1 protein-coding gene is annotated in these 1,029 nt (G+C 69.9%); it reads left to right on the top strand.

The annotated features are described in order from the left end of the window. A partial coding sequence (ispG, locus tag AB0I60_RS37485; RefSeq protein WP_360739027.1) for a flavodoxin-dependent (E)-4-hydroxy-3-methylbut-2-enyl-diphosphate synthase occupies positions 1-1,029 on the top strand: 1,029 nt, incomplete at both ends.

Consider the following 1,029-nt stretch of genomic DNA (forward strand, 5'->3'; position numbering starts at 1 on the left):
TGCCGCCTCCCGTGCTGTCCGAACGGCGCAAGACCCGCCAGCTGATGGTCGGGTCGGTGGGTGTGGGCAGCGAGTTCCCGGTGTCGGTGCAGTCGATGACGACGACGGTGACGGCGGACGTCAACGCGACCCTGCAGCAGATCGCGGAGTTGACGGCGTCGGGTTGCGACATCGTGCGGGTGGCCTGTCCGTCCCAGGACGACGCGGACGCGTTGGCGGCGATCGCGCGCAAGTCGCAGATCCCGGTGATCGCGGACATCCACTTCCAGCCGAAGTACGTGTTCGCGGCGATCGAGGCGGGGTGCGCGGCGGTCCGGGTGAACCCGGGCAACATCAAGAAGTTCGACGACAAGGTGCGCGAGATCGCCGCGGCGGCGCGCGACCGCGGGACGCCGATCCGCATCGGCGTGAACGCGGGGTCGCTGGACCCGAGGTTGATGGCGAAGTACGGCAAGGCCACGCCCGAGGCGCTGGCCGAGTCGGCGCTGTGGGAGGCGTCGCTGTTCGCCGAGCACGACTTCCACGACCTGAAGATCTCGGTCAAGCACAACGACCCCGTGGTGATGGTGCGGGCCTACGAACTGCTCGCCGAGCAGTGCGACTACCCGCTGCACCTGGGCGTGACCGAGGCCGGTCCGGCGTTCCAGGGCACGATCAAGTCGGCGGTGGCGTTCGGCGCGCTGCTGCGCCAGGGGATCGGCGACACGATCCGGGTCTCGCTGTCGGCGCCGCCGGTGGAGGAGGTCAAGGTCGGCCACCAGATCCTGCAGTCGCTGAACCTGAGGCCGCGCAAGCTGGAGATCGTCTCGTGCCCGTCGTGCGGTCGGGCGCAGGTCGACGTCTACACGCTCGCCGAGCAGGTCACCGCCGGTCTGGAGGGCATGGAGGTGCCGCTGCGGGTCGCCGTGATGGGCTGCGTGGTGAACGGGCCGGGCGAGGCGCGGGAGGCCGACCTGGGTGTCGCGTCGGGCAACGGCAAGGGGCAGATCTTCGTGAAGGGCCAGGTCATCAAGACCGTGCCCGAGCACC

The organism is Actinosynnema sp. NPDC050436, assembly GCF_040655415.1.
Lineage (GTDB): Bacteria > Actinomycetota > Actinomycetes > Mycobacteriales > Pseudonocardiaceae > Actinosynnema.